Annotated in this window: 22 protein-coding genes and 1 pseudogene; 14 read left to right on the top strand and 9 right to left on the bottom strand. The window is 62.6% G+C overall.

Features of this window, described 5'->3' with window-relative positions; all coding sequences use genetic code 11:
* Positions 1–156 precede the first annotated feature (156 nt).
* Positions 157–954: pseudogene (locus tag AOT96_RS36040) on the top strand (ABC transporter transmembrane domain-containing protein); the annotation flags it as partial.
* A gap of 19 nt (positions 955–973) precedes the next feature.
* Here AOT96_RS36040 and AOT96_RS36420 read toward each other — a convergent pair.
* Positions 974–1,525: an ATP-binding cassette domain-containing protein gene (locus tag AOT96_RS36420; protein WP_269465954.1), complete on the bottom strand. Its 552-nt coding sequence runs from the start codon at positions 1,523–1,525 to the stop codon at positions 974–976.
* Between the two features lie 220 nt (positions 1,526–1,745).
* Here AOT96_RS36420 and AOT96_RS14230 point away from each other — a divergent pair, with 220 nt between their 5' ends.
* On the top strand, positions 1,746–3,527 hold the full coding sequence (locus tag AOT96_RS14230) for an ABC transporter ATP-binding protein (protein ID WP_064443087.1): 1,782 nt from the start codon (positions 1,746–1,748) through the stop codon (positions 3,525–3,527).
* A 34-nt stretch (positions 3,528–3,561) separates the two neighbouring features.
* Here AOT96_RS14230 and rlmB read toward each other — a convergent pair whose 3' ends face one another.
* The 5 genes from rlmB to carD are packed head-to-tail and all read right to left on the bottom strand — an operon-like array spanning position 3,562 to position 7,628.
* Entirely contained in the window at positions 3,562–4,533 is a 972-nt protein-coding gene (gene rlmB, locus AOT96_RS14225; RefSeq protein ID WP_003945749.1) for a 23S rRNA (guanosine(2251)-2'-O)-methyltransferase RlmB, read from the bottom strand.
* Positions 4,534–4,535: 2 nt separating this feature from the next.
* Complete coding sequence (gene cysS / locus AOT96_RS14220; RefSeq protein ID WP_003945830.1) at positions 4,536–5,930, bottom strand: cysteine--tRNA ligase; 1,395 nt, start codon at positions 5,928–5,930, stop codon at positions 4,536–4,538.
* Between the two features lie 11 nt (positions 5,931–5,941).
* Positions 5,942–6,418, bottom strand: a complete 477-nt coding sequence (gene ispF / locus AOT96_RS14215) for a 2-C-methyl-D-erythritol 2,4-cyclodiphosphate synthase (RefSeq protein ID WP_047269647.1) — start codon at positions 6,416–6,418, stop codon at positions 5,942–5,944.
* The gene (gene ispD / locus AOT96_RS14210) at positions 6,419–7,117 is read right to left on the bottom strand and encodes a 2-C-methyl-D-erythritol 4-phosphate cytidylyltransferase (RefSeq protein WP_003945606.1); all 699 of its coding nucleotides are present in this window, start codon (positions 7,115–7,117) and stop codon (positions 6,419–6,421) included.
* A gap of 22 nt (positions 7,118–7,139) precedes the next feature.
* Positions 7,140–7,628 (bottom strand): RNA polymerase-binding transcription factor CarD, encoded by a 489-nt coding sequence (carD, locus tag AOT96_RS14205; protein ID WP_003945666.1) that lies wholly within the window; start codon positions 7,626–7,628, stop codon positions 7,140–7,142.
* Between the two features lie 265 nt (positions 7,629–7,893).
* On the opposite strand from carD, the gene AOT96_RS14200 reads away from it, so the two are divergent.
* Together AOT96_RS14200 and radA are read left to right on the top strand one after the other, a co-directional pair.
* On the top strand, positions 7,894–8,529 hold the full coding sequence (locus tag AOT96_RS14200; RefSeq protein ID WP_007726888.1) for a lipoprotein: 636 nt from the start codon (positions 7,894–7,896) through the stop codon (positions 8,527–8,529).
* Positions 8,530–8,627: 98 nt separating this feature from the next.
* On the top strand, positions 8,628–10,061 hold the full coding sequence (gene radA, locus AOT96_RS14195) for a DNA repair protein RadA (protein WP_003945739.1): 1,434 nt from the start codon (positions 8,628–8,630) through the stop codon (positions 10,059–10,061).
* 23 nt (positions 10,062–10,084) lie between these two features.
* On the opposite strand, the gene AOT96_RS14190 is transcribed toward radA, so the two are convergent.
* Positions 10,085–10,645, bottom strand: a complete 561-nt coding sequence (locus AOT96_RS14190; protein WP_065351901.1) for a PaaI family thioesterase — start codon at positions 10,643–10,645, stop codon at positions 10,085–10,087.
* Positions 10,646–10,741: 96 nt separating this feature from the next.
* Between AOT96_RS14190 and disA the strand changes: the two genes are divergently transcribed.
* A complete protein-coding gene (gene disA, locus AOT96_RS14185) occupies positions 10,742–11,827 on the top strand; it encodes a DNA integrity scanning diadenylate cyclase DisA (protein WP_024487741.1) in 1,086 nt (361 codons plus the stop codon).
* A 25-nt stretch (positions 11,828–11,852) separates the two neighbouring features.
* Here the strand turns inward: disA and AOT96_RS14180 are convergent, their stop codons facing one another.
* Both AOT96_RS14180 and AOT96_RS14175 read right to left on the bottom strand, forming a co-directional pair.
* A complete protein-coding gene (locus tag AOT96_RS14180; protein ID WP_007726893.1) occupies positions 11,853–12,596 on the bottom strand; it encodes a DUF4232 domain-containing protein in 744 nt (247 codons plus the stop codon).
* Positions 12,597–12,693: 97 nt separating this feature from the next.
* Positions 12,694–13,332: a carbonic anhydrase gene (locus AOT96_RS14175; RefSeq protein WP_007726896.1), complete on the bottom strand. Its 639-nt coding sequence runs from the start codon at positions 13,330–13,332 to the stop codon at positions 12,694–12,696.
* A 228-nt stretch (positions 13,333–13,560) separates the two neighbouring features.
* On the opposite strand from AOT96_RS14175, the gene AOT96_RS14165 reads away from it, so the two are divergent.
* Genes AOT96_RS14165 through AOT96_RS14125 form a run of 9 tightly spaced genes read left to right on the top strand, consistent with a single transcriptional unit; the run spans position 13,561 to position 22,342 of the window.
* Positions 13,561–14,415 (top strand): MlaE family ABC transporter permease, encoded by an 855-nt coding sequence (locus tag AOT96_RS14165; protein ID WP_003945667.1) that lies wholly within the window; start codon positions 13,561–13,563, stop codon positions 14,413–14,415.
* On the top strand, positions 14,415–15,260 hold the full coding sequence (locus tag AOT96_RS14160; protein WP_003945610.1) for an MlaE family ABC transporter permease: 846 nt from the start codon (positions 14,415–14,417) through the stop codon (positions 15,258–15,260). The genes AOT96_RS14165 and AOT96_RS14160 overlap by 1 nt, the downstream gene beginning before the upstream one ends.
* Positions 15,257–16,441, top strand: coding sequence for an MCE family protein (locus tag AOT96_RS14155; RefSeq protein WP_065351899.1), 1,185 nt, complete (start codon positions 15,257–15,259; stop codon positions 16,439–16,441). The genes AOT96_RS14160 and AOT96_RS14155 overlap by 4 nt, the downstream gene beginning before the upstream one ends.
* Complete coding sequence (locus AOT96_RS14150) at positions 16,438–17,448, top strand: MCE family protein (RefSeq protein WP_042923608.1); 1,011 nt, start codon at positions 16,438–16,440, stop codon at positions 17,446–17,448. The genes AOT96_RS14155 and AOT96_RS14150 overlap by 4 nt, the downstream gene beginning before the upstream one ends.
* A complete protein-coding gene (locus tag AOT96_RS14145) occupies positions 17,445–18,437 on the top strand; it encodes an MCE family protein (RefSeq protein WP_042923760.1) in 993 nt (330 codons plus the stop codon). Before AOT96_RS14150 ends, AOT96_RS14145 begins: the two co-directional genes overlap by 4 nt.
* Positions 18,434–19,513, top strand: a complete 1,080-nt coding sequence (locus AOT96_RS14140; protein ID WP_007726908.1) for an MCE family protein — start codon at positions 18,434–18,436, stop codon at positions 19,511–19,513. The genes AOT96_RS14145 and AOT96_RS14140 overlap by 4 nt, the downstream gene beginning before the upstream one ends.
* Positions 19,513–20,586 (top strand): MCE family protein, encoded by a 1,074-nt coding sequence (locus tag AOT96_RS14135; RefSeq protein ID WP_042451872.1) that lies wholly within the window; start codon positions 19,513–19,515, stop codon positions 20,584–20,586. Before AOT96_RS14140 ends, AOT96_RS14135 begins: the two co-directional genes overlap by 1 nt.
* Complete coding sequence (locus AOT96_RS14130; RefSeq protein WP_065351898.1) at positions 20,583–21,821, top strand: MlaD family protein; 1,239 nt, start codon at positions 20,583–20,585, stop codon at positions 21,819–21,821. Before AOT96_RS14135 ends, AOT96_RS14130 begins: the two co-directional genes overlap by 4 nt.
* Entirely contained in the window at positions 21,818–22,342 is a 525-nt protein-coding gene (locus AOT96_RS14125) for a hypothetical protein (protein ID WP_042451875.1), read from the top strand. The genes AOT96_RS14130 and AOT96_RS14125 overlap by 4 nt, the downstream gene beginning before the upstream one ends.
* The last annotated feature ends 33 nt before the right edge of the window (positions 22,343–22,375 follow it).

Here is a 22,375-nt window from a genome sequence, read left to right as displayed (position 1 = left end):
GTCGATACTCCATCTGTCCGCTGCCGCGTAGCCCTTGGCATCTGCGAGCACTTTCCGCACTCGCACCGGCTTTACCGTAGAACTGCACAACGAGTGTTCAGATCTGGGCGAGGAGTTTCACGAGTGTCAGCGCTGCCCGAAACTCGTTCCGGTCCGATGGAGATGATCCGAGTCGGATCATTCTCCGCCGGACGCGGCCCGCGACTGGTTGCAGCCGTCACCGGGCAGGCGTCGTATCAGGTAGCTCAAGCCCTCATCCCGGTGCTGATCGGCACCGTCGTCGACCGGGCAATCGGAAAGTCCGACAGCACAGCACTTCTCGTGTGGCTTGCGGTGCTGTGTGCTCTGTTCGTGGGACTCGCTCTGTCGTGGCGCATCGCAGTTCGCCTGAACACGCAGGTCTTCGTCTACGGCGAACACGACCTACGACTGAATGCTGCCAGACGAATACTCGATGCCAGGGGGATGAAAGCTCAGCGTTCGACCGGTGAGGTTCTCACCATCTCTACCTCGGATGCCTCACACGTCTCGGGCTTCTCCTGGGTTGTCGCCGAACAGGGCTCGGCATTTGCGGGGCTCGCCGCGGCAGTGATTTCGCTTGCCTTCGTCTCGTGGCCGCTCGCACTGATCGTCGTACTCATCACCGCTGCGCAGCTCATATTCATCCACAAGATCAGCGGTCCGTTGGACGAGCGCGTGTATGCAGAGCAGAAGAAGGCAGCCGAGGCAGGCATGCTTGCAACGGATTTCACGCTGGGACTGCGGGTACTGAAGGGTTTCGGGGCTGAACCCACCGCCCTGTCGCGATACGTCAACGCGAGCCGGGAGTCGATGAAGGCAGCGATCCGGACGGTCAGAGCAATGTCCAGCCTGACCGCGCTCAATTCCGGGGTCTCCGCGTTGGTGCTGGCTTCGGTTGCGCTTGGAGCCGCGTGGATGGCGCATCAAGGCACGATCACCGTGGGCAACTTCGTCACCGTTGTCGGCTTGAGCAGAGTGATTGCCGGTCCGATGGAAACGCTGGGGTTCTTCGGTGCCGAACTCGCTGCCAAGCGAGGTTCCGCGCGCAGACTTTCCGAACTGTTGGCCGAGCCACACCTGATCGAATCGCTGGCCGCCACGGCCACGACCGAACCTGCCAGAAGTGGAGACGCCCTATTGATTTCGGCGGACAACGGAACTGTCGTCTCAGCTCGACGCGGAGAAGTGGTGGGCGTGCGCGCTGACGATTCCGCCGACCGACTGGCACGACAACTCGCCTATCAGACCCCGCTCGCCCCCGACTCTTACTTCGTATTCGGCACCGATGCAACCGACCTCGGCCCGGACGGAGTTCGTGATCAGGTGTTCGTCTCCGCCCATGAAGGACGTGGAGGACCAGGATCGGCTGGGGTTGATGGAGAGCGCGGGCGAGGAGAAGGCGTTGGCGTTGACCTCCGGAGAGTTTCTTTCCTTGCTCGCCTACCTCGGAGAGGTGGCCGTCGGGCAGATGCGTCAACACGTCGTCGAGCGCAGATGACGTCATTGCCGACGAGTCGACGTTCGGTGCAGCCAGATTGTCGAAGACGGTGCCGGTGAACACGGTCCACCACTTCCGTGGACTCTGTCACCGAGCATCGAATTGCACACTCGCTGAGAAACTTCCCCGACAAGGCCATTCTGGTGATCACCTCGAGCCCGACCCTGCTCCATTCGTGTGACCGTGTCGTCACGATCGACCACGGCGTTCGGGAGGGAGAGTCGCTGTGACCGATACCCTTCCGGATGCATCTGCTGTTCCGGTTGTATCTGCCCTGCCGATCGCGTCGACCAAGCAGACCGTCCGCGCATTGATCGCACTGCTTCGGCCACGCAAGCGAGCGCTCGCACTCACGACCGTCGTGCTTCTCTCTGCTACGGCCTGCGGCCTGTCCACCCCGGCACTGCTCGGACTCATGGTCGATGCGGTCACGGAGGGCAAACCGTTTGCCTCACTCCTGCGTATCACCGCGTTCATGCTCGGCGCAGCGGCAGCAGGGGTTGCGCTGACCTGGTGGAGCACACAGCTTCTGGCGAACGTCGCGCAGAACGTGCTGGCCGACCTTCGTGAGGACGTGTTCGCCGCCACCCTCGCGCAGCCGTCGTCACTGGTCGAGGATGCCGGAACCGGTGATCTGATTTCCCGGGTCTCGGGCGACGTCGAAGCGGTAAACACCGTCATCGCGCGAGTACTACCCGCCACCGTGTCTGCCCTGTTCATGATTTCACTGACGCTTGTCGGTGTGGGAGTGATCGATTGGCGCTTCACCGTGGCAATCGTTGCCGTTGCGCCGATTCACTATTTCGCTCTTCGTCATTTCCTCCGACGCTCCGGACCCGTCTACCGACGCTCTCGCGCTGCGCAGGCCAGGCGGGGACAACAGCTCATCGAAACTCTCGGAGGCGCAGGCACTGTCACTGCCCTGCGGCGAACAGACGAGCACATCGACCGAATCGCCGAGACCTCCGAGCATGCCATCAGCTTCGACATGCAGGCAGTTCGCCTGCGCACCAACTTCTTCGCCCAACTCAACGGCGCCGAACTGCTCGGACTGGCCGCCGTCCTGAGCGTCGGCTACTGGCTCGTGACCACAGACTCGGTGTCCATCGGGGCCGCTACCGCCGCCGCCCTCTACTTCCACAGTCTGTTCAGCCCCATCGCGGTATTTCTCTCGAACATCGACGAATTGCAGGATGCGGGTGCCAGCCTGGCTCGCCTGATCGGAGTCACCGCGATGCCCAGGCGGCCCACGAGCATTCCTGCCTCGGCTCGGTCCGAACCCATCGGCGTCGAGGTGGACCGGGTTTCCTACTCGTACGACAACTCCACCCCGGTGATCGATTCGATCTCGATCTCGATCGCACCGGGGGAACGAATCGCCGTCGTCGGAAGCAGCGGCGCCGGAAAGACCACGCTCGCCAAACTGATTGCCGGCATCATTCCCGTCGGGGACGGGCGAATCACCGTCGACGGCACACTGATTGACGACCTGAGTGATGCCGAACTTCGGCACGAAGTCGTCCTCGTCAGCCAGGAAGTTCACGTGTTCGTCGGGACGATCGCCGACGATCTCCGGTTGTGTGCACCAGATTCGGACGATGCGAAGATCGCCGAAGCCGTCGACACGATGAAAGCTCAATGGATTCATGAACTTCCGGACGGACTCGAGACCAGGGTCGGGGCCGGTGGGTACCAGTTGACGGCAGCGCAGGCACAGCACATAGCCCTCGTCCGACTGGCTCTGCTCGATCCTCCCGTCGTCATCCTCGACGAGGCGACTGCCGAAGCCGGAACCACCGCAGCCGGTCTACTCGATCAGGCAGCCGAACTAGCAGTCACCGGCCGGACCGCCGTGGTGATCGCACACCGGCTGAGCCAAGCAGTCCGCGCCGATCGCATACTCGTCATGAGCGGTGGCCGCGTAGTCGAGAGCGGGACACATGACGAACTGATCGGCGCGGACGGTTCCTACGCTGCACTGTGGGAAGCCTGGTCGGTACGGAGCTAGAACCCCGCCAGACTCACCCGAAAGCCGTTAGAACTCAGCTGCTACGACGCCTGCGGGCGATGTCCGCCAGGACGACTCCGGCGGCAACCGAGGCGTTGAGCGACTCGACCGGACCGGCCATCGGAATCGACAAGATCGCGTCGCAGTTCTCGCGGACGAGGCGCGAAAGGCCCTTGCCCTCGGAACCGACCACGATCACAACGGGACCGCTGCCGTCGAAATCGTCGAGAGTGGTGTCGCCCTCGGCGTCGAGACCGACGACCTGAACACCCTTCGATGCCCAGTCCTTGAGCGTGCGGGTGAGGTTGGTTGCCCGAGCAATCGGCAAACGAGCGGCAGCGCCGGCGCTGGTACGCCAAGCGACAGCACTCACGCTCGCGCTACGACGCTCCGGAATCACGACGCCGTGTCCACCGAAAGCTGCGACCGAGCGCACGACGGCACCCAGGTTGCGGGGATCGGTGATGTTGTCCAGCGCGACGAGCAGCGGCGGCTCGGCATGCTTGCGTGCCTCCGAGAGAAGATCGTCCGGGTGCGCGTAGCGGTACGGCGGAACCTGCAGGGCGATGCCCTGGTGAAGACCGTTGGCGCTGAGGCGATCCAGATCGGTGCGGGGGACCTCGAGGATCGAGATGCCGGCATCCGCAGCGAGCTGAACGGATTCCTTCAGTCGATCGTCGCTCTCGGTGCCGACGGCGACCCACAGTGCAGTCGCGGGAACGCCGGCGCGTAGGCACTCGACCACCGGGTTGCGTCCGAGCACTGTCTCGGGACCGTCGAGAACCTTGCGGCCCGGACCCGGACGGCCACCGCGGCCCTGCTTCTCGTCGGCACGTGCGGCGCGCGCTGCACGCTTTGCCGCGGGATGCTTGGTGCGTGCCTCGGCGGGCGGCGTAGCGCCACGCCCTTCGAGACCGCGACGGTGCTTACCGCCGGAACCGGCAACCTGGCCCTTCTTGGTGCCGCCCTTACGGACTGCGCCGCGCCTGCTCGAGTTTCCAGCCATTGTTACTGCCCTGCCTTAAGGGACCATTCGGGTCCGTCGGGAGTATCGGTTACTTCGATACCCGCCTTGATGAGGCGATCGCGGACCTCGTCCGCCACCGCCCAGTTCTTTTCCGTACGTGCCTGCTGCCGACGATCGAGATCGGCCCGCACCAACACGTCCAAAGCTTCCATTGCCGTCTCGGTGTCGCCACCGGACTGCGTCCAATGCTCGTCGAGTGGGTCGACGCCCAGGATCGCGAGCATGGCCCGCACCTGGCCGGCAGCCACCCGAGCCGCGTCGAGATCACCGGCAGCGAGCGCGGAATTACCCTCGCTCGCCTTGCCGTGAATCTCGGCCAACGCGATCGGCACCGACAAGTCGTTGTCGAGAGCCGCCGCGAAACCTTCGGTCCACGTACCGAGTTCGACGCCACCCGCACGCTTGTGTGTGCGCAGGACGAACGACTCGAGCCCCTGGTAGGACTTCGCACTTTCGTCCAACGCCTCGTCCGAGTACTCGAGATTGGAACGGTAGTGCGCACTACCGAGGTAGTACCGAAGTTCTTGCGGACGAACCTTCTTGAGCACGTTCGGCACCGAGAGAACGTTGCCCAACGACTTGGACATCTTCTCGCCACTCATCGTGACCCAGCCGTTGTGCAACCAGTACTGAGCGAAATCGTCGCCGGCGCACTTGGCCTGCGCAATTTCGTTCTCGTGGTGCGGGAAGACGAGATCGCGTCCACCACAATGGATGTCGAATGCCGCCCCGAGGTAGAACTCCGCCATGGCCGAGCACTCGAGGTGCCAGCCCGGACGGCCGGGTCCCCACGGCGTCGGCCACGAGGGCTCACCGGGCTTGACGGCCTTCCAGAGGGTGAAGTCGCGAGGATCACGCTTGCCCTCGGCCGCACTCTCGCCCTGATGAACGTCGTCGAGTTTGTGGCCGGACAGTGCGCCGTACTCGGGGTAGCTCTGCACGTCGAAGTAGACGTCACCGCCCGCCGCGTACGCGTGGCCGTTCTCGATCAGACGTTCCATCATCTCGACCATCTGCGTCACGTGACCGGTGGCCCGCGGCTCGATGGACGGCGGCAGCACACCCAGTTGGTCGTAGGCCCACGTGAACGACCGCTCGAACGTCGCCGCCCACTCCCACCAAGGTCGACCGGCGCCGGCGGCCTTGTTGAGAATCTTGTCGTCGATGTCCGTCACGTTGCGCACGAAGGCAACGTCGTTGCCGTGCGCCAACAGCCAGCGTCGCAGCACGTCGAAAGCGACGCCGCTACGAACGTGTCCGATGTGAGGATCACCCTGAACTGTCGCCCCACACAGGTACACCGATGCATGTCCGGGGGCCAACGGAACAAAATCCCGAAGGGCCCGCGTACCGGTGTCGTATAGGCGCAGGGTCACGACCAGCGATCTTACCTGTCGTGTTCGGTTGTCATGACCAACGCGGTGGCCATGGCGGCGATCCCCTCGCCGCGACCGGTCAAGCCGAGGCCGTCCGTGGTGGTCGCGGACACCGAAACAGGCGCGCCGAGAATGTCCGAGAGCACCTTCTGTGCCTCGTCGCGACGTGGCCCGATCTTCGGACGGTTGCCGATGACCTGCACCGCGGCGTTGCCGACGGCGAACTGGTTCTCTTCGAGCAGTCGGCGAACCTCGGCAAGCATTCGAGCGCCGCTCACGCCGTCCCATTCGGGCCTGCCGGTGCCGAAAACCGAACCGAGGTCACCGAGGCCCGCCGCAGAGAGCAACGCGTCACACAGCGCGTGGACGGCGACGTCGCCGTCCGAATGGCCCGAGCACCCGTCTGCTTCCTCGAACAGCAACCCGGCCATCCAGCAAGGACGACCGACCTCGATGGGATGAACATCCGTGCCGAGACCGACGCGCATCTAATTTCCGTCCTGTGAATCCGCACTCAACGCTGTCTCCGAGCTCAGGAGCGCCCGTGCAAGGACCAGGTCGAGCGGAGTGGTGATCTTGAAGGCGAGGGCGTCGCCGGGAATCGTCTGCACCGAAACACCGAGACGCTCGACCAGAGCGGCGTCGTCGGTCGCGGCGACGTCACCGGCGTCGTACGCACTGCGCAGGACGTCGGTGGAGAATCCTTGGGGAGTTTGAACCGCACGCAACTCCGAACGCAGAGGCGTACCGGTGACTGCGCCGAGTACGTCGACCGACTTGATCGTGTCGGTAACCGGAAGTACCGGGATGACAGCGGAGCTGCCGGCTCGGAGAGTGTCGACGACGCGCGCGATCAACGCCGGCGGTGTCAATGCCCGTGCGGCATCGTGCACGAGTACAAAATCTGCGTCGCCGGCAGCACTGAGGCCGGCTCGAACCGAATCGGTTCTTTCGGCACCACCGCCGACGACGTCGACGTCCGCTGCACGACCGAGGTCGGCTACGACGGATTCGACCAGTTCAGGCGGCACAATGACAACAACGCGGTCGATCGCTCCGGATTTCCGGAGTCCATCGACCGCGCGTGCAAGCATGGTGCACCCACCGAGTTCGACAAATGCCTTGGGCAATTTCTCGCCCAATCGCACTCCCCGACCTGCGGCAGGTACCAGGGCTACTACTGCCACTGTCAGCTTTGTTGTGTTGCAGTCAGGACGCGGCCGCGAGGACCTCGTCGAGAATGGTCTCTGCCTTCTCGGTGTCAGTGCCCTCGGCGAGCGCGAGCTCTCCGACGAGAATCTGACGAGCCTTGGCGAGCATGCGCTTCTCACCAGCGGAAAGTCCGCGGTCCTGCTCACGACGCCACAGGTCACGAACAACTTCTGCAACCTTGTTCACGTCACCTGAGGCAAGCTTCTCGAGATTTGCCTTGTATCGACGAGACCAGTTGGTGGGCTCTTCGGTGTGCGGTGCTCGCAGAACCTGGAAAACCTTGTCGAGGCCTTCTTGGCCGACCACGTCACGAACTCCGACGTACTCTGCGTTGTCTGCAGGAACCCGTACTGTGAGATCGCCTTGAGCGACCTTCAGAACCAGGTACTCCTTCTGCTCACCCTTGATGGTGCGGGTTTCGATAGCTTCGATCAGCGCCGCACCGTGATGGGGGTATACGACGGTGTCTCCGACCTTGAAAATCATGTGTCCCGTGCCCCTTTCGATTCCACTAGTTTAACACGTGAAAGAACCGACCACTCATCAACTGTGCAGGTCAGGGGCATCCTTGCTCGAGCGTAGGGGTTGACAGGGCTTGTTGTACGTGCATTCAACTGGTCTGGAGCACCCCTGCGTAACGGACTGAAAGCCCACGCAGACAACCGTTGTGGCGACCCGACGGCCAGCCCGCGGGACCTTATCTACTACTCTGCCTAGTGGAGTGCGAACCTGACGCCGTGGAGGACAAATCGTGACTGCTATCCGTAAGCCGACTCGTCGAGTCGCTACCGCCATTGCACTGGCTGCAGGCGCAGCCATCGCGCTGTCCGCTTGCGGTTCCGGACAGGTGAGCCAGACCGCCGTCCAGCAGGCCGCCGTGAACGGCAACAGCGCCGACCTCGGTGAGATCGCACTGCGCAACGTGCACATCGCTTACCCCTCGTCCGAGGAGTACAGCATCGAGCCGGGCGGCAACGCCGTGCTCGCGTTCACCGTCGTGAACGACAGCGCCGAGACCACGGACAAGCTCGTCAGCATCACCACCGATTACGCAGCACGCGTCATCGCAGGTGAAGAGGTAGGTGGCTTGACGATCAAGCCGCAGACGTCGCTGCAGGCCGGTCAGTTGCCCGCAGGCGAAGGCGCCGCGACCGAGGCCGAGACCCAGATCAAGAACAACGAAGAGAACGACGACGCACCCGCTGCGCTCTCTCTCGTCGTTCTGCAGGACATCAAGGCAGGCGTTCGCCCCGGCTTGACCGTCCCGATCACCTTCAAGTTCGAGAAGGCCGGATCGGTCACCGTCGACGTACCTGTCGACGCAGGCCCGCAGCTCGAGCGCAACGAGTCGGACAAGTCGCCCGACGTTGCAGAAGCTGGGCACTGAGCCTCGAATTATCAAGGCGCACAATGCGCCTCGCAGAACAACTTCAAAATCACACTAGAGGCGGGGTCCATGTCGGACCCCGCCTCTAGTCTGTCCCGGTGGCCAAAGTGAAATCGAACTACCGCTGCTCCGAATGCCAGTCGGTAGTGCCCAAGTGGGTCGGTAGATGTCCGGACTGCGATTCGTGGGGCTCGATGACCGAGGTCGCCGTAGTGGCACCCGTCGCCAGTCGCGCCGGCGCCTCACTCGCCAAAGCAGGATCAAGCGCCGTGCTGCCTACGACGCCGGCCACGCCGCTGACACAGATCGACAGCACCTCGACGCAGGCCAAACCCACGGGGATCGGTGAGTTGGACCGCGTCCTCGGCGGTGGCGTCGTACCGGGTTCGGTGGTGCTGCTCGCGGGCGAGCCCGGCGTCGGAAAATCGACGCTACTTCTCGAGGTCGTCTACCGCTGGGCGATGCGCAGCGCGGATGATCGAGCGTTGTACGTCACGGGCGAGGAGTCCGCCGGTCAGGTTCGACTTCGGGCAGATCGCACCAACTCTGTCCACGAACGGATGTATCTGGCGGCCGAATCCGATCTCGCGACCATCCTCGGCCACATCGAGCAGGTCAAACCGACACTGGTCATCGTCGACTCGGTGCAGACCATGCTTGCTGCCGACGTCGACGGGGTCGTTGGCGGCGTGACTCAGGTCAAGGCCGTCACCAGCGCCCTGACCTCCCTGGCCAAGGCCAGTGGAATTCCGGTGCTTCTGATCGGCCACGTCACCAAGGACGGCGCCGTCGCCGGTCCGCGCTCGCTCGAGCATCTCGTGGACGTGGTTCTGCACTTCGAAGGTGACAAGCACTCCACCCTGCGCATGGTCCGCGGCGTGAAGAACAGATTCGGTGCGGCCGACGAGGTCGGATGCTTCGAGCTGAGCGAGCAGGGCATCAACGAGATCAGCGATCCGTCCGGCCTGTTCTTGCATCACCGTGAAGAAGCTGTGGAAGGCACTGCCGTCACCGTGATGATGGACGGTAAGCGACCTCTACTCGGTGAAGTTCAGGCGCTCGTCGCCGCCACGCCGCTACCGACACCCCGCCGAGCCGTCAGCGGGCTCGACACCGCCCGTGTGGCCATGGTTCTCGCCGTGTTGGAACGCCGCGTCGGAGTGTCGATCTCGAAGGCCGACGTCTACGCCGCGACCGTCGGCGGTATGCGGATGACCGAGCCGGGTGCCGATCTGGCTCTCGCCATTGCGGTCGCTTCCGCCGTGAAAGCCAAACCCGTCCCCAAGGGGCTCGTCATCCTCGGCGAGGTCGGACTCGCCGGGGAGGTTCGACGGGTTGCCGGGGTGAACCGACGGCTGATCGAAGCTGCCCGACTGGGATTCACCAGCGCCATCGTGCCGGTCGATTCCGGCCCGAACATTCCCGGCATGCGCGTCAACGAAGTGGCGAATCTGGCCGAGGCACTGGCCTACGCCGGATTGATGGGCGGCAAACAAGCCCCGTCTCGCCCCAAGCTCACGCCGGTGAAGTGATCGTCGTTCGGCCGACTACCTCGTCAGACCGACGAGGTGCCGAACGGGGACGTCGGTTCGCCGTCCACGAACTCCTTGGTCTTGGCGAAGTGTTCCGAGGTGATGGTCAGAAACAGTCCGCGGGAGGTTCCCACCACCGTGTCCGGATCCGCTGTCGGACCTTCGACGATCACCGCTTCTGCACTGGTGTAGACCTTGCGGCGTACAACGCCGTCGATGCGAGCCCGGAATTCGAGCACCGATCCCAACGGGATCGGCCGGGCGAAGTCGATCTCGAGGTGCCCGGTCACCACCGGCGAGCCGAGAGCCATACATGCCATACCTTGAGCCTCGTCGAATGCCGTCGACAGAATGCCGCCGTGAATGACACCTGGACCGCCCTGATACTTCTTGGCGACCTCCAGACGACCGGTCACTTCCAGTCCTTTACCAGCCCTGAAACTCATCGCCATTCCCGCAGGCTGGTCGTCGCCGCAGCCGAAGCATTTCGACCAGTGCTGAGGCAGCTTCTCGCCGGCGGCCGGAAAGAATTCGACCGGCTCCGGGACAGTCAGGTCATCAGGCAGGGTCCAGGTACTACTCATGGATAGGTAATCTAAACGGGGATCCGTCCGGCGCAGGCATCGGACCCGACCGAAGTGACATCGACCTCAGCAGGGAGTTTCTCAATGATCAGTGCGATGGCGGACACACAGTCGTCGTCGGCATTGCGAGAGACCATCGCCAGGTTGGCGCCGGGTACCGCTTTGCGAGACGGGCTCGAACGAATTCTGCGCGGCCGTACCGGCGCGCTGATCGTCCTCGGATACGACGAGGAAATGGAAGCGCTGTGTGACGGCGGATTCAACCTCGACGTGGAGTTCGCACCGACCCGATTGCGTGAGCTGTCGAAGATGGACGGCGCGGTTGTCCTCTCGACGGACGGCACACGCATCGTGCGTGCCAACGTCCAGCTGGTTCCCGATCACAAGATTCCCACCGTCGAATCCGGCACGAGGCACCGTGCCGCCGAGCGCACGGCAATTCAAACCGGCTATCCCGTGGTCTCGGTCAGTCAGTCGATGTCGATCGTCAGTGTGTACGTCGGCGGCATCCGGCACGTCATCGACGGCTCGGCCACCATACTTTCGCGCGCCAACCAGGCCGTCGCGACGCTCGAACGATACAAAGCGCGACTCGACGAAGTGACACGGCAACTGTCGGTCGTCGAGATCGAGGATTTCGTGACTCTGCGCGACGCGTTGACCGTCGTACAGCGCCTCGAAATGGTTCGCCGCGTGTCGATCGAAATCGAACAGGATGTCCTCGAGCTCGGCACCGACGGTCGCCAGTTGGCACTGCAGCTCGAAGAACTGGTCGGCGACAACGACATTGCACGTCAACTCATCGTTCGGGACTATCTTGCCGGTCCCGAACCCATCGGCACCGCGGCGATGGACAACGTCCTCGTCGCACTCGATCGGGTCACCGACGCCGATCTACTCGATCTCACGACTCTTGCGCGTGTTCTCGGTTATCCGGGCACGATCGAAGCCCTCGACACTCCGATGACTCCTCGCGGATATCGCGTGCTGATGCGTGTACCTCGATTGCAGTTCCATCAGATCCACCGGTTGGTCGGATCCTTCGGCACTCTCCAGTCGCTGCTGGCCGCTACGGCTGCCGATCTGCAGTCGGTCGAGGGCATCGGCGGGCTGTGGGCTCGTCACATCCGTGAGGGACTTTCCCGGCTCGCGGAAACGTCGATCACCGGATCCTTCAACTAGCGGGCCTGTTCAGGCTTGCCCGCGCTCATGCGATGTTGAACGGCTCCGGGGAGCTTCGCAGTGCACCGAGCTGCCCGACAACCGTGTAAGCGCCTGCGCCCACCGGATTGCGCTCGGGGTTCTGCGCGGTCGCGCACTCGGGGGTCGACGTCGTGGCCGACCAGGCGACCTTGAACGCAGCTTGCTCGCCGGGCGCGAGATTGCGTACGTCGGCTGCGGGCTGTGGGTAGCAGTCGACGTTGGACCACAACCGGGTCTTGCCGTCGATGCTGTAGACGAGCACCTGCTGAAGGCCGCCGGCCAGATCTCGATCACAGGGTGCCGAACCGATGTTGGTGATGACGATCGTGAACGACGGCTCTTCGCCGGGAGCGAAGGTCGCCTTGTCTGCGGTGGCCTTGACTGCCAGCGACGAGTCGGCGCACTGACCGGCCGGGACCGGAGCCCCGGTGGTCGACGAAGAGGAAGAAGACGAAGACGATCCCGAAGCCTGCGTGCCCGAGCCACCTGATCCACCGGCAGCGCCGCCACCCGAGCCACCGCCACCGTCCGGCGCGTTGGAGCCGGAAGGGTTGGGGGTGAAGGAGACGTCCGTCGTCAGCGAGGAACTCGCAGCGGCCGAATCGGCCTCCGGGGTATCACTTCCACCGCCGAAGAGGGCGGACGCCGCCCAGATGATCAACGCCAGTGCAATGACGGCGGCACCAATGGCCAGCGCCCGGCGACGCCAGTAGATCTCGGGGGGCAGTGGTCCATTAGGTTCCAACACGGACTCAACGGTAGTTGGCGCAGGGTCCACTAACCGTCAGCTGAGGCGGCGTGTCGGTACCCATTGTCTGCTGCCAGGTACCACTGCCCCGGAAGATCTAACCCTCGACGGTCTCGACGCTCTCGCCGATGTCGCCGACCGCGCCCTGAACTCGCATGTGACCGTCGGACAATGTGTACGTGACGCCGACGATCGCGCACGCACCCTTGTCCACCTTGTCGGCGATGATCCGGGACCTCTGCATGATCAGCGAGCCGGTCTCCACGACGTGACGGCCTTCGAGTTCGTCCACGGTGGACAAGCCCTCGTTGCGGCCCATCAGGATGGACGGAGCAACACGCTCGACCACACTGCGGATGAATCCGTCGGGAACTGCGCCCTTGTCCAGGGCGTCGAGCGTTGCCTTCACGGCACCGCAACCGTCGTGCCCGAGGACGACGATGAGCGGCACGTTGAGCACGTGAACCGCGTACTCGATGGAACCGAGCACCGAATCGTCGAGCACGTGACCTGCAGTGCGCACGACGAACATGTCGCCGAGACCCTGGTCGAAGATGATCTCGGCGGCTACGCGCGAATCACCGCAACCGAACAGCACCGCTGTGGGGTGCTGCCCATCGACGAGTTTCGCGCGGTCCGCGATTCCCTGGCTGGGGTGAATGGACGCGTCGTTGACAAATCGCTCGTTGCCTTCGCGAAGGGACTTCCAAGCGGAAATGGGGCTTGATCGTGGCATTCACTCATTGTGCACCCGCCGCATTTCGGGCTCTCGCCGGGAAGGTTGCGTGGACGCAAACGAAAGTTCCGCGTCGACATTCGCGCCCGGTGATGAAGTGGCCGAAATGGAACTTACTTCAGAGTCAGTTTCCTGATACCGTCTCCGAACGTGACCTGGAGCACTTCGAGCTCCCGAGTGTGATCGAAGAAACCCGACCAGAACGATTGGGCCGGAGAGGGGGATGGCGTGAGCACCGAAGCTACGACGACCGGGAATGGAACAACCGGGGAAACAACTGCTGTCTCCCCCGCCAAGACGAACATGTTCTCGAACCTGCTCTCCGAGATCGGACTGCTCTTCACCTTCACCGTTCGCGTGTGCGTTGCGGCGTTCACATCTCTTCGACACAAGCGCCTCGCCTGGCGTGAGGCGCTCGACCAGATGTGGTTTCTCGCCCACGTCACCTCGGTCGCGTCCGCTCTGGTGATGATTCCCCTCGGTGTCGGGGTAGCACTGCAGATCGGTGCGCTCGCAGATCAAATCGGCGCGGGTGCGTACAGCGGTGCCGTCGTCGCGTTCCTCATCATCGGACAGGCCGGCCCCCTGGTGTGCGCCCTGATCATCGCCGGTGTCGGCGGTTCCGCAATCTGCGCAGATTTGGGAGCGCGAACGATACGCGAGGAAATCGATGCACTCGAAGTGCTCGGTCTACCCGTGCTCGAACGCCTGGTCGTACCCCGGATGATCGCCATTGCCGTCGTCTGCCTCCTACTGAACTCGATAGTTCTCGTAATCGGTTTGGGCGCAAGCCTCTTCGTTCACGTCCTGATACTCGACGGCAACGCACAGAGTTTCCTGCGCAATCTCGTTCAATTCAGTCAACCCAGCGACTTCGTCGTCTCCGGCATCAAAGCCGTTGCCTTTGCTCTCATCTCGGGAATCGTGGCCTGCTACAAGGGCCTGACCGTCAAGCGCGGAGCTCAAGGCGTCGGCGACGCAGTCAACGAGACCGTCGTGCTCTCGTTTGTCCTCGTGTTTGTCGCCAACCTCGCAATTACTCAGTTCTACCCACTGTTCGTCTCGGTGAAAGGTGCCTATTGATGCACCTGCCCATCGCAATTCGTGCCAAGCGGGTCAGTTCGCGGACCGTCGACGGCCTGAGTCGACTCGGCGATCAGTTCACGTTCCACGCGCGTGTCATCACCTCGATTCCCGCAACCCTCAAGCGCTATTGGCGTGAAGTCGCCCGTCTCGTCGCCCAGGTGGCATTCGGTTCGGGCACCCTGCTCGCCGGAGGCGGCAGCGTCGTCGTGATCTTCGCGATCTCGTTCTTCGCCGGTTCCCAGATCGGACTCGAGGGCTACCGCGGACTCAACCTCGTCGGCCTCGCACCGCTGTCCGGCGTGATGTCCGCCATCGCGAATACTCGCGAGGTGGCACCACTCGTTGCCGCAATCACCCTGGCAGCCAAGGTCGGAACCGGATTCACCGCGCAGCTCGGAGCGATGCGGATCTCCGAGGAAATCGACGCGCTCGAAGTCATGGCGATTCCCTCGCTGCGGTACTTGGTCACCACCCGAATGATCGCGGCGCTCATCGCGGTGGTCCCGCTGTACCTGGTCGGCCTGTTTGCTTCGTACATGGCAACGGCGCTTGCGGTGATCCGGGTCAAAGGCCAGTCGGAGGGAACGTACGGCTACTACTTCAGTCTTTTCCTCTCTCCCAACGACATCTGGTTGTCCTTGATAAAAGTCATGGTGTTCGCGGTCGTCGTGACCCTCGTGCACTGCTACTACGGTTACACCGCGACGGGTGGACCCGAAGGCGTCGGACGAGCCGCCGGACGAGCGTTGCGCACCAGCATCGTCTTCCTTGCATTCACCGACGTCGCGATGACCATTGCGCTGTGGGGACTCAAACCTCACGTACCCGGGCTGACCGGATGATCGTCACGAATTCCAGCCGAATCACCCTGGCACTGCGGGGTTTACTCGCCGTGGTCATCCTGATCCTCGCCTACGTCTTCTTGTTCAGCAGAGGTACGGACTCCACCGGTTCCACACCGCAGGTCAGTGCTGTCGTCCCCGCCAGTGCCGGTGCGCTGCGAGTCGGATCCTCGGTACAGTACCGCGGCGTCGTCGTCGGCGCTGTGGCCGAGATCGAGCCGGGCACCACCGCTTCGACTGTCTCACTCGCGATCGACGAGGGAGCGTTCGAGGACATACCGTCGACAAGTCAGGTGCGACTGATGCCCCGCAACATCTTCGGTGACTTCTTCGTAGACTTGATTCAACCTGACGGACTCTCGCGTGGTCCTGCTCTCGTGCCGGGTACCGAATTGGTATCCGATCAGTCCGAAGTCGCGGTCCAGCTCTACCAATCGATCTCACGGATCTACTCGCTCGTTTCTTCCCTCGACCCAGCCGACATCAACGTCGCACTCACGGCAGTCTCGGACGCGTTGAGCGGCAAGGGAAACCAGATCGGCGAATCGCTCGATTCAGTCCACCAAGCGTTGGTCGGTGCGCAGCCCGTCATCGACGGACTCGGTGACGACCTCGACGACATAGCCACCCTCGCCGACAGTCTCTCGACGAGTGCGCCGGACATGCTCGCCGCATTCGAGAACTCCATCACCACATCCAAGACCGTCGTCGAGAAATCCGACGGGTTGGCGGGGCTTCTGCGTGCCGGCACCAGCACGGGAGCTGCTGCCACGAGTCTGATCGGTGACAATCGCGACCGCATGATCACCTTGGTCGACGACGCCGATTCCCTGACCGGCGCAATCACTTCGCGGCCGGACCACATCACCACCTTCTACAACGGCCTGCGCAAGCTCACGATCAAGCTCCCGCCCGCGTTGGCGCATGGTCCGTGGCTCAGCACCGATCTACGGCTGTCCGTCACAGATCTGTATCCGTACGGAAAGACCGACTGCCCACAGTACGACGGAACCCGCGGACCCAACTGTCCTGCCGCCGCGACCGCGTTCGGCGGAACCGTCGGCCCGGTCGGCAGCCCTGCCGAACAGTCCCTGATCTCGGCTCTCATCCAGGGCGGTACAGCTTTGGACACTCTCGTGGCGGGGCCGGTATTTCGCGGCACGACGGTGGTGGGCGGATGAGCGTGAAGAAATCTCTGATCAGGTTCGGACTGTTTGCTGCACTGTCGATTCTCGCCACCGTGGTTGTGGTGAGCACCCTGATCAACCCAGTCTCCGGGTCGAGTTCGCAGTACCGGGCCGTCTTCGTCAATGCCTCCGGCCTGGTCACCGGCAGCGATGTTCAGATCGCCGGGGTGCGAGTAGGGCGCGTCGACAGCGTCGAGTTGGTGAACAACCAAGCCGTCGTCGGCTTCGAACTCGAATCTGCACAACGTATTCCGTCCGACGGTCGCGCTGTGGTGAGGTACGCAGACCTGTTGGGAGCGCGAACAATTTCGATCGAACCCGGACAGACCGAACGCGCAACAGGCAACTATCTCTCCCCCGGGGCCACAATTCCCGTGGAACAGACTCAGCCGGCGATCGACCTCACCGACATCCTCGGCGGATTCCGTCCCCTGTTCGACGCACTTGACCCCGCAGAAGTCAACGAGCTTGCCGCACAGGTCGTCCAGGTATTCCAAGGACAAGGTTCCACCATCGAAAGCCTGCTGGAGCGCACTGTTGCCGTCACCGAGAACTTGACGTCCCGGGACGCGATCTTGGACCAACTACTGAACAACCTCGACCGGGTCCTTACCGTGACCACGACGAATCGACCCAACTTCGTCGAGATGATCAACACGCTCGACGCACTGGTCGGCGGTTTGGCACAGGACCGCCAACAGATCTCGGCCGCAGTGGATTCCGCAGGCGCCCTGACTTCTTCACTTCAGGACTTGGTGACGGGCGTGGAACCGGACTTGGCTGGCGCGCTGACTTCGATCGATCAGTCGGCTCGCGTCGTCGTCGACAATCGTGAGTCGCTGGCGACCGGTATCACCGCTTTCGATCAACTGTTCACCCAGTTGGGGATCGCGATGAGCTACGGAAGCTGGGCGAACATCTACATCTGCAACTTCCGGCTCAGCGCGCTGGACCAATCGGTGACCCTCGGCGGCCCCGAGCGTTCGGCGGTGTGCCGATGAACTGGCTCACCGTCAAGAACCCGGTCCGCAACGGAATCATCTGCATCCTCGTCGGAGTCGGTGTGGTTCTGGCCGCACTCGTTGTCCCTCAACTGATCTTGAAGGTCAAGACCAACGAGTACCACGCCGTCTTTACCAACGCCACCGGGTTGACGCAGGACGATCCGGTCAACGTCGCGGGAGTCCCGAGCGGGGTGGTCACCTCGTTGGCGGTCAGCGGCAACTCGGTTGAAGTCACCTTCCGACTCGACGACGGCGTCACTCTCGGCGAAGACTCCCGTGCGGACATCAAGATCTCGACTCTGCTCGGCCGACGTTCGCTCGACGTCACTCCGAACGGATCGCGCTCGTTACCCGCAGGTTCGACCATCCCCATCGAGAACACGAGCGTTCCGTTCACTCTCGACGATCTCGGTCGAGGAGCACAATCCACGTCGGAAAATCTTGATCTGCAACAACTGCGAAACATGCTGACCGTGGTGTCCGACAACTCACCGGACGATCCCGAACTCATTCGCCGCTCACTCGAGGGAATCGACGCACTCTCCGGAGTAGTCAACGACAACGACGTTGCGCTCCGTTCCCTTCTCACCGGAGCGCAGCAGACGACCGCAACACTGATCGAGCAGAAGGACACTCTGGAAACCCTTCTGGGGAATGCGGATCTGGTGATGTCCACGATCGCCGACCGGCGAGATGTGCTGAATGCGCTTGTACAAGACCTGAATCAGTTGAGCACCACACTTGCCCAGTTCCTGGGCGACAACCAGGCTTTGGTCGACTCGGTCATGGGAGACATCCACGTGGTGACGGGAGTTCTGTCCGAGAACGAACAATCACTGACCACACTGCTCGACAACTTCGCCCCCAGCGTCCGCTACGTCACCAACGCGACCGGTAACGGCAACTGGCTCGACCTCAACTCGCCCTCCACCCTCATCCCGGACAATTGGTTGTGCGTCGTCGGGCTCGTTCAGGGGTGTCGATGACCACGACCGTCAAGAAACTCGCCGTGCTGGCAGCGATTGTGATCTGCGCGATCGGTGCCGTCCTGTTCGTCACGCGTGACGAACACAGACTCACTCTCACCGCCGAATTCACCTCGACCGACGCTATCTTCACCGGGAACACAGTGACGATTCTGGGAGTTCCCAGCGGGAGGGTCGAGAGCGTCACGCCGGAAGGGTCCCGGGTACGAGTGGCGCTGAGCCTGCCATCCGGAACACGTATACCCGCCGACGCGCAGGCCTGGGTCCTGTCTCCCTCGGTCATCAGTGACCGCACGATCGAACTCGGCCCCGGCTACGAGGACGGTGAGTTCCTCATCGACGGCGCGGTGATCCCTCTCGAACGCACTCACTCCCCGCTGACGTGGGACCAACTCACCGCATCGGTGAACGAATTGACGGTGGCGCTCGGCCCTGGCGCCGACGGCGGCGGGATCGGTGACCTCATCGGAGAAGGCGCCCACGCGTTGGACGGCAACGGGCAAGCATTCAACGATGCCGTTCGGTCCATCTCACAGGCCAGTTCGGTACTGGCGGGTGCAAGTCCCGACATCTCCGAACTGGTGAAGAACCTGAACACCCTCGTGCAGTTGATCGCGGACAACCAGACCAAGGTCGACTCCCTGTCGAACTCGGTGACAGTCACCGCCCGCACGTTCAGCGCCCAGCGAGAAGACATCAGCGGGGCGCTCGATTCCCTGACCACGTTGCTCGGACAGGTCTCAGCGCTACTCGCCGAACACGGCGAGGCGGTCACCGCCGATCTGGGTACGCTCGCACAGTTGGCCGGTGCAGTCGCGACCAAACAGGATCAACTGCGCGAGATCATCGAAACGGCACCAACGGGATTCGAGAACGTCGCCAACCTCGTCACCGAAGAAGGCCGAGCCAGAGCACGATTGAACGTCGCCACCGATCTCTCACAGTTCGACACGACGCGAGAACTGTGCGAGAAGATGCCGATACCGCTGTGCACCGGGCCGGGCATCGTCAATCCCATCGAATTTCCTTCGGCAGGCAGCTCCGACCTGGCACGCATCCTCGGTGGGGGCAACTGATGGCGTCGAACAAGTCCGTGGTGAGCGTTGTCGTGGCACTTGTCATCGCGGCGCCATTGACCGGCTGCAGTCTCAACTTCCAGCACCTACCCCTCGGACGCGGTCTGCCAGGAGAGTCGTACCCGCTGAACATGGAATTCGTCGACGCGTCGTTACTTCCCGTCGGCGGCGAGGTGCGGATCGGCCAGGCAGTGGTCGGCAGAGTCACGTCGATGAGCGCGCAAACCTTTGCAGCCGTGGTACATACCGAAATCGCGTCGGACATCGAACTACCTGTCGGCACCCGCGCTCGGATCGAGCTGTCGACCCCGATCGGCGATGCGTTCGTCAACCTCGAAGTTCCGGTCGATCCAGCGGGCCCCATTCTCGAACCAGGTTCCACCATCGAGCGATCGGAGACCGTGCGCGGACCCGATGTCGCACAACTGCTCGGCGCCGTCGGAACTCTGTTGAACGGCAGTGGGTTGGCGCAGGTCAAGAACATCGTCAGTGAGGCTGATCAGATTCTCGACGGCAGGGAGGAGACGATCCGCGATCTGCTTGCACGCCTTGACACTTTTCTCGGAACACTTGACGACCGAAAGGAATCGATCAATTCGGCACTGGATTCACTGAACCGGCTCAGCGCTCTGATCGGAGACGAGAGCGCCACCATCGACGAAGGCTTGCGCACACTCACACCCGCATTGGGCGTGATCGCCGACCAACGACAACCGCTCCTCGATCTACTCGACGAAACCGATCGGCTCAGTACCGCAACCAATTCCGTACTCGACCAGTCGGCCGACCAGATTTCCGAGATCACCGGACGACTGTCACCCATCCTCGACCAGTTCTCGGCAATGGGGCCGACACTGGGTGAGACGATGGCCAACCTGGACAACGCAAGAGTGCTCCTCGAGCGTGCCAGCCCAGGCGATTACGTGAACATCGACCTCGACGTCGATGTCGAGGGCACCGTGACCGGAGTGCTCAACGAGATAATCCCGGGCGCCGCACCGCCACTGCCACCTCTGCCCGCCTCCGATCGGGAACTGCCGATCACGACACCCCTGCAAGGAGGAACGCGATGAAGAACCGAACCGTCTATTTCGAGATCGCCGCCTTTCTCCTCATCGCGGTGGTCAGCACGACGTACGTACTCCGGCAAGTCGGTGCCGGAAATCCGTTCACCGGAACCTTCTCGGTCATCGTCGAATTGGAGAACGCGGCCGGAATCGCTCCCGGTTCGGAAGTGGCCTATCGCGGAGTCACCGTCGGCGACGTCGAGTCGGTGGAGGTGGACTCTGCCCAGGACCTCGTCGTGATGACGTTGAGCATCGCCGCCGACAAACAGATCCCCAACGATTCGCATGTGGCCATCAGCCAGGACACTGCCGTTCCGGTATTGAAAGTTCAGTTGTCCTCGCAGACCGACGGCGGCCCGTATCTGGTTGAAGGTTCCGTCGTTCCGACTGAGCGCACTTCGATCCCGGTCGCGTTGGGAACCGTGATTGCGAATTTCAACGCTGCTGCCGACACCGTCGATCCGGCAGACCTGCGAACCCTCTCGCACGAACTCGGCGAGGGATTGAACGGATTGGGTCCGGATCTGCAGGCGCTCGTCGACAACTTCGACGTGCTCGCGCGCACTGTCCAATCCGATCAACCGCGTGTCAACACACTCGTCGAGAACTCGCGCTCACTGTTCACTGCGAACGAGGAAAATGTTGACGCTCTTCCCGAAGTTGCACTCACACTTCGCCAATTGACAGATCAGGTACGAAACTCCGATCCGCAACTGCGCACACTCCTCGATCGAAGCCCGAGTGTTCTCGACAATCAGATACTGCCTCTCATCGAACAGAGTCGTGAGCCGTTCAGTCTGCTGTTGGCCAATTCTCTCGTCTCCACTCAGATCGTCACTGCACGGATGCCCGCCGTCGATGCCTTGTTGGTGGTGGTGCCCAAAGGATTCGAGAAGTTCGGAAGTATCGTCAAAGACGGACGGGCACAGCTTGATCTGATCACAGCACTCGGACCGGTCTGTATCTACGACACGCCCCGGCGATCGGTACAGGACACCTCACCGACCACGCTCGACAAGAACCAACACTGCGCGGACCAGTCGGGCCGGATCCAGAATCGCGGATCGCAGAACGTCCCCACCGGAACTGGAACGATCGACGGGGTTGCTGAATACGATCCTGCCCTCGGAACGGTCGCAGCCGGTGACGGAACGTCGATTCGTCTGGGCCTCAACGGTGGTCAGAACACCGTTCTCGGTGACAACTCGTTTGCCGCACTACTAGTACAAGGAACGCAATGACCGAGACAACCGAACCCCAGACGCCCACAATCGTCGACAAGCCCAAGCGGCTTCGCAAGCAGACCGTAGCGATCGTTGCCGGCGCCCTGGTCGTGGTCGCGGCGCTCGGATGGGGCGCATTCGCGACCTGGCAGAAATCGGTCGACGAAAACGCGCGTATCAGCGCCCTGGACAGCGGACGGCAATTCGCCACTGATCTTGCGACGTACAACTTCCAGAACCTCGATCAGAATCTCTCCGTGGTCCGTGACAATTCTGTCGGCGAATTCGCCGGTCAGTACGCCCAGGTGGCAGCCAACTTGCAGAACATGATCGTGCAGTATCAGGCGACCTCGTCCGCTCAGATCATTTCAGCCGGGTTGGCGAGCAGTGATCGCGACAACGCCGAGGTGCTCGTGTTCCTCGATCAGACGATCACGAACACCAACTCCCCCGATCCGAGAATCGACCGCAACCGGATGCAACTTTCGCTGGTCCGCGAGGACGGCGAGTGGAAACTGAGTAACGTGCAGTTGTTGTGACCCGGCGGTCGGGCGTCAAAGACAGCCGTGTCT

This window comes from Rhodococcus sp. 008, from assembly GCF_001682295.1.
Classification (GTDB): domain Bacteria; phylum Actinomycetota; class Actinomycetes; order Mycobacteriales; family Mycobacteriaceae; genus Rhodococcus_F; species Rhodococcus_F qingshengii.
Note: the sequence above shows the minus strand (reverse complement) of the source record. Positions and strands in the feature narration are given on the sequence as shown.